The sequence below is a fragment of the Candidatus Centipeda massiliensis genome (assembly GCF_900290285.1).
Taxonomy (GTDB): Bacteria; Bacillota; Negativicutes; order Selenomonadales; family Selenomonadaceae; genus Centipeda; species Centipeda massiliensis.
Window position 1 is genome coordinate 39,664 of record NZ_LT985754.1, and the last position, 6,422, is coordinate 46,085.

Below are 6,422 nucleotides of genomic sequence, written 5' to 3' on the forward strand. Positions count from 1 at the left end.
TACAGCAGCCCCTGTCTTTATGGAAGCGGTGATAAATTCAGCCCTACCCATCCCTCAACAGCCGCACATGTTTCGCTCCGTCCTCGACAGTGACGCACGTCCGCACGCCGTACATCGCGGCGACACTATCCTCGGTCAGCACCTCCTGCGTCTGCCCGTGTGCATATACGTGCGCGTCCTTCAGCATGAGGAGCGTATCGCAGAACAGCGAGGCGAGGTTGAGGTCGTGGATGGTCATGAGGACGGCGATGTTCTCCCGCCGCGCAATCTCGGTGATCGTGCGCAGGATGAACAGCTGATTGTGCAGATCGAGGCTCGCCGTCGGCTCATCGAGAATGATGACGCCGGTCTCCTGCGCGAGCGCGCGTGCGATAAAGACACGCTGCCGCTCACCGCCGCTCATCTCCTGGATGTTACGAAAGGCAAAGTCCGTGAGATCCATGCGCGCAATCACATCGAACGCAATGCGCTCGTCCTCTGCACGATAGCGGTGTCCCGCATATGGGAGACGCCCCATCAGCACCGCCTGCAGCGCCGTCATACCGAACGCCGCATTCGTATACTGCGGCACATAGGCAATCCGCTTAGCGATCTCACCGGCCGAGAGTGCGGCGAGATTTACATCGTCAACGCGTATCGTTCCTCCCTGCGGGCGCAGCAGCTGTGCGATGCACTTGATGAGCGTCGTCTTGCCCGTGCCGTTCGGGCCGAGGAGGCCCAGCACCTCGCCTGCGGCAACGCTGAGCGACACATCATCGAGGATGCGCCGATCCGCCCGATAGCCGAAGATGAGGTGCTCCGCCGAGAGGCGCTGTTCTCCGCTCATTCGAATGACCTCCTCCTGCGCAGAATCAGATGGATAAAGAGCGGCACACCGAGGAATGAGATCACGATCCCCACGGGAATGGTCACCGGGTAGAGGATCAGCTTGCCGACCGTATCAGCCACGAGAAGGAGCGCCGCGCCGAGCACCGCCGTGAACGGCAGGTAGAAGCGATGATCCGTCCCGATCAGAAAGCGTGCCATGTGCGGTGCGATCAGTCCCACGAAGCCGATCACCCCCGTAAAACTGATGATCGTCGCCGTCATCAGAACGGCCGTCAGCCCTGCAATCGTGCGCAGGCGTGCGGGATTCACCCCGAGGCTGCGCGCCGTCTCATCGTCGCTCACCGCCATCACATTCAGCGGCAGCGCGTAAAAGAGCGCTGCGGCAATCCCCAGTGCGACAATGACGCCGCCGATGGCGACGTACTCCCACGATGCGCGGTGCAGCGAGCCGAACGTCCACTGAATGACCGCCGCCAGCTTATGCTCCTGCGCGAAGAATTCAAGCGTCGCCGTCAGCGCGCTGAAGAAATAGTTCAGCGCGATGCCGACGAGCACGATCGTCGTCGGACTCAGCCCCGAGCGCCGCGCGATGCCGTAGACGATGATGCCGCAGGCGCACGAGAGCAGAAACGCCGATGTGATGATGCCGAGGTCACTGTCGAGTGCCGTCCCCGCCGCGAGAACGATGCAGAGCGAGGCGCCGAGTGCCGCTGCCGCCGAGATGCCGAGCGTGAACGGACTGACGAGATAGTTGCGCGTCACGGACTGCATCAGTGCGCCCGCGAGCGCAAGCCCCGCACCCGCGATGATCGCCAGCAGCACGCGCGGCAGACGCAGCAGCAGGATGATCTTGTTCATCGCCGTGTCCGCACCGCCGTCGAGCGTCCCGTCAAAATATCGCGTGACCGCCTCCGCCGTCTGAAACATCGCCGCGTCCTTCATCCCAAGGGTTGTAAAAATATAGGCGGCGACAAACGTCAGCACGATGCCCGATGCGATCATCAGATACTTCCTGCGGCTGTGCGCGTGGTATTCCTGTTCCAGCATGGTGTTACTCCCCCGACAGTGGGAATGCGGGATAGGTGTGCCCCTCGATGTACGGGAGATGCTGATATTTTTCCAGCCACACCTTGAACACATCCTCGGGATGCAGATCCGGCAGCTGATCCGGATAGAGGAATTTCGCGATGTACATCGTCCCCACGAGCTTTGATGCGCCGCCGTGTGCGTAGTGCGAGAGCAGGAGGATGCGATCGCTTTTCACCGCGTCAATCGTATCCCAGCCCTTTCGCGTCTTGATCTCCTCCAGGATGCGCCTGTGATCCTCCGGCGTCGGCGGGATGTAGGACGAGTTCACCTTCGGCTCCGAGACCTTCACAATGTACGCGGGATTGCGCTCAATGACCGCCTCCGGATTCACCTGCACATTCTTCGCATCACCAAAGATATTGTGTGCGCCCGAATACTCCACCATATCATAGAAATAGTCGCCCGGCACGGTCGTCTTGCCCTCCGTGCGGTACTCGAAATAGAGATTCTTCTTCGGCACATTCGCTGTCTGCTGCTTGATGTAGTCGAGTTTCTCGGTGAAGAACGCCGAAAGTTCTGCTGCCTCCGCTTCCTTGCCGAAGAGTTTGCCGATCAGCGCACAGTTGTCCTGAAACTCGCGCGTATAGTAGGCATCGACCACAATGACCGCAATGCCGAACTTTCCGAGCTTGTCCGCCGCATCCTCCCAGCCGCCGTTGCCCGTGAGGATGAGCGCCTGCGGCTGCAGCTCGATGATTTTTTCGTAGTTCAGCTCCCGCTGGTTTGCGCCGATCACCTGATCCTGCCTGAACTTCCCCTTGAAGCCCGCCTCATCGTTAAAGATGTAGTTGTCGACGCCGATCACCGTGTCGATCGCTCCGACCGCGTTGATCAGCTCGGCGTTGTAGGCATTCGACACGACGACGCGCGTCAGCGGATAGGGCACCGTCACCTCGCGCCCGATGCTGTCCGTAACTGTGATCGTATCCGCACCCTTCGCCTGCTCTGCGGTCTCCTTCCCGCAGCCCGCGAGCGCGATCAGGAAACAGAGAACGAGCCCATACAGCAATAGATTCTTCTTCATCATTTCCCCCTGCAGAAAAGGGAATCCGCTGCAGTGCAGCGAATCCCCCTACATTTTTATCAGCGATTCCCTAGATATCCATCTGCATCGACAGCATGAAGCTGCGCGGATAGCCTTGAATCCCGTAGTTGTAGCCCGGACGCGACATCCAGTAGCGTTTGTCGAGAACGTTGTACGCCGTGAGGTTGAAGGTCGTCGGCACCGTTCCGAGCGTCGTCTTGTACGTCACGCCGAGATCAACGGTCACATAGGCAGGCACGTCGAGCTGGTTCGACGCATTTGCATAGATCGGAGCCTTGCCGGAGTAGACCATGCGCAGGAACGCCGAGGTCTTTGCATCTGCTGTGTACTCGGCGGCGAGCATCGCGCTCCAGTCCGCAATGCCGCTGACAGACTTGCCATTATATGCAGTGTTTGTCTTCTGCTCTGTCGCGATGTGCATCAGGCCGCCTGTCAGCGTCCACTTCGGTGCAATTTGTCCGGAGACGCTCAGCTCAACGCCCTTGAGCTTATTCTTGCCCTCCATCACCCTCGTGTCCTTTGGATCTCCCGCATATCGCACATCTATCGTACGATCCTGCTCGATCTGGAACAGGCTCATCCCTGCGCTGAGACCGTTCTTCCGATACTTTACGCCGAGTTCATTCTGCTTCGTCTTGGCAGGTGCAAGCATTGCGCCCGTATTCATATAGCCGCCTCCGACCGCCGTGCCTTTGTCAAAGCTCTCCGAATGATTCGCATAGAGGCTGAGATCCTCCGTCGGCTTGTAGACGATGCCGTAGGTCGGCGAGTTCGCGCTGCTGCTTACGGTTTTCCCGTCCTTGTAGCCGGACGTATTGGAATAGGACGTGGCCTTTACACTGTGATGATGAACGCCCAGCAGGACAGACGCCTTGCCGTAGGTGAGCGTATCCGTCACCGACACACCGGAATAGATCGTTGCCGCCGACTTGAACGGCCCGTTGATCGTGGCAGGATCATAGTTCTGAATGAGCGTGCGGATGCCGTCACGCAGCGATCCGGTCACACTGCCATACACGGGAACCTGATTGCCGTACCTTCCATACTGCTCATAGCCCCAATACCCGTAGTACCAGTCGCGGTCGAATGCGAGGACCATATCGTTCTTCACCCGGCCGATGTCGAATGAGCCCCGCACCCCGAGCTGCGCATAGCTGTTTCGGACCGCAAAGGGATTCGTCCACAGCGCATTCCGGAAGTCGCCGTCCTCGTTCAGCATAAAGAGCCGGCTCGCGTTTGTCATCACGTAGCTGCTGCCGTGGTTGTAGCTGTATCCGGCATTCAGGAACGCCTTCCATTTCTCACTGAGCCGCTGCTCGTGGTTAAGAACCGCCGTCCACGTAGACATGGTGAGATGTGCCCCATTGAAGCTGTAGTTGTTTCGCCCGCTCGGCGGCGACGGCAGACGGTTTCCCGTGTACGCGTTCGCGCCCGTGCCGTCAAAGGCGAAGTAGCGCTGTCCGCCCTCATTCTTCGAGTAGCGGTAGCCCGCGAAGAGGTTCGTCGTGCTCTTTGTGCCCGCATGGTCGAGGTTGACATAGAAATCGCGTGTCGTCAGCTTCTCGCGGTCAACGGCGGTCTTGCCCTGGATGTTCTCCGCATTGATGCGCAGCCCCCACTGCTCATTTTTGCCGAAGCGCTTGCCGATGTCGAAGATCTCGCCGAGTGCGCCGCGCCCATTGATCGTCTGCTTGTAGGTGATGCGCTGCCTGCCGTACTCTGCCTTCTTCGTCACGAGATTGACCGAGCCGCCCGCCGACTCCGAGCTCGTCGTGCCGTGAATGCCGATCGCGGGACCCGCAATCACCTCGATGCTCTCCACGAAATTCGCGGGCGTATTCATCTGCGTGAACATCCCCGGCACGCCGTTGGTCTTGAACTGATAGGCGTTCATGGCAAAGCCGCGGATCGAGAAGTCATTGTACAGTGTACTGCCGCTCGTACGCACGGACGACGATGTGAGGAATGCGTTCGGCAGCGTGTTCATCCCATCGTCAAACTGCGAGATCGCCTTGTTTGTGATGTTCGTCTGCCGGAACGGGACATCCATCACATCCTTCGTCCCGAGGAAGCCGGTGCCGCCCGTGCTGCTCACAAGGGCATTCTCCTCCTCCGCAGCCGGACGCTGTCCCTCCACATCGACGGGCGAGAGTTCGTAGGAGTCCAGCGCCTCCGTCTTCTCCGCAGCGCTTGCCGCGCCCATCCAGACCGAACTTGCCGTCGCCAGTGCGACCGCGAGAGCCAGCTTTCTCTTCGTCATTTCCATTTCCTCCTTGATCCGGACGGGCACAAGCTGCCCATCCTCTCCTAAACTACACATTCCTAACCACATCGTGCGTTCCATGCAAAAGCCCCGTCGACGGCTGACGGGGCTTTCTCACACGAAAAAAGCCTGCCGTCCTGTCCATCGCAGGATGCAGAGGAGGCGGCGCTCCCCCACGGGGCGCGGCACTCCGGCGCACGAGATTCGGTAGGTCTTCCGGCTCTGCATCATCGTCCGCTCCGCCTTCCCGGTTTCCCAGTGACATCTTGGGAAGCGAATCAGCGCTTCCCTTGGAGCATCCTCAGCATTACGGCGGCGGGACCGCATCGGCTTATGGAGTCGCAGCACAAAACCGCGCTCCCCGATTTCCCTGTTATGCCCGTTTGGGCACCGAATCTGCTTATGAAGAAAACGCGGATTCATCCTGCGTTTCCTAAATTGGAATCTACAAAAACTGTGTTGTAGTATAATTAAACATGATCGGCTTTGTCAAGCTTTTTAAGGAAGCACTGATAAATTCAGCACTGCCACCTTGGCGTATCTTTTTCGCCCTCTCTGTGTCGACAAATCCTCCACATAGCCTTTGCTATGCGTCCGGTTTGTCTCCTTGTTCGGACGAAAAAATCTACGCCAATCTGACGGACTTCATTTTATCAGCGATTCCCTAGGAATTTCCAAGAACACGATGTATACATGGACACGTGCACAACGTCTTGGATATTTGGATCTTGGGTGCGGCACGCAAACACCGCAGAGTGCCCTGAGCTTGCATGAGGAACTCGTGCAGCTGCGCGCCCAGCTCAAGGCACAGGATAAGGAAATTCGACGTCTGAAGAAAGAGAATGACTTTCTGGAAGAAGCAAGCGCTTTTTTCGCCGCGAGCCGTCTGAAGTCAACAAAAACGAACGTATGAAGTTTATTGCGTTCAAGACAGCAGACGGCGCACACAAAGGAAATATCAGTTTTTATTGCAGACTGCTCCATGTCACAAGACAGGGATTTTATCAGTATCTGGTGAGCAAAGACCGCCCCTGGAAATATCAGGAACTTGCCGATGCCATGATGCAGATCCATGCAGAGGATGAATGCAACGATACCTACGGAAGAATCCGCATGTATCAGGCACTCAAGATCAAGCAGCCAGAAGGCATCCATGTTCCGAGTGGACGCACCGTTTACCGCATCATGGAAGAGATC

At 58.0% G+C, this 6,422-nt stretch carries 6 protein-coding genes, 1 pseudogene and 1 riboswitch; of the genes and pseudogenes, 2 read left to right on the forward strand and 5 right to left on the reverse strand.

The window, feature by feature from the left end; all coding sequences use genetic code 11:
* Window positions 1-43: 43 nt before the first annotated feature.
* The 5 genes and pseudogenes from C8273_RS00220 to C8273_RS13390 form a co-directional block, all read right to left on the reverse strand.
* Window positions 44-826, reverse strand: coding sequence for an ABC transporter ATP-binding protein (locus tag C8273_RS00220; protein ID WP_106625893.1), 783 nt, complete (start codon window positions 824-826; stop codon window positions 44-46).
* Window positions 823-1,875, reverse strand: a complete 1,053-nt coding sequence (locus C8273_RS00225; protein ID WP_106625894.1) for a FecCD family ABC transporter permease — start codon at window positions 1,873-1,875, stop codon at window positions 823-825. Before C8273_RS00225 ends, C8273_RS00220 begins: the two co-directional genes overlap by 4 nt.
* 4 nt (window positions 1,876-1,879) lie before the next feature.
* A complete protein-coding gene (locus C8273_RS00230) occupies window positions 1,880-2,941 on the reverse strand; it encodes an ABC transporter substrate-binding protein (RefSeq protein WP_106625895.1) in 1,062 nt (353 codons plus the stop codon).
* Window positions 2,942-3,011: 70 nt separating this feature from the next.
* Window positions 3,012-5,222, reverse strand: coding sequence for a TonB-dependent receptor (locus tag C8273_RS00235; RefSeq protein ID WP_106625896.1), 2,211 nt, complete (start codon window positions 5,220-5,222; stop codon window positions 3,012-3,014).
* Between the two features lie 192 nt (window positions 5,223-5,414).
* A riboswitch (cobalamin riboswitch) is annotated at window positions 5,415-5,635 on the reverse strand.
* Window positions 5,636-5,723: 88 nt separating this feature from the next.
* Window positions 5,724-5,874, reverse strand: a pseudogene (locus tag C8273_RS13390) (secretion protein HlyD).
* A 36-nt stretch (window positions 5,875-5,910) separates the two neighbouring features.
* Between C8273_RS13390 and C8273_RS00245 the strand changes: the two are divergent.
* Entirely contained in the window at window positions 5,911-6,138 is a 228-nt protein-coding gene (locus tag C8273_RS00245; protein WP_199820952.1) for a hypothetical protein, read from the forward strand.
* The coding region (locus tag C8273_RS00250; RefSeq protein WP_106625897.1) for a transposase at window positions 6,135-6,422 on the forward strand (288 nt) is incomplete at its 3' end. The genes C8273_RS00245 and C8273_RS00250, both read left to right, overlap by 4 nt.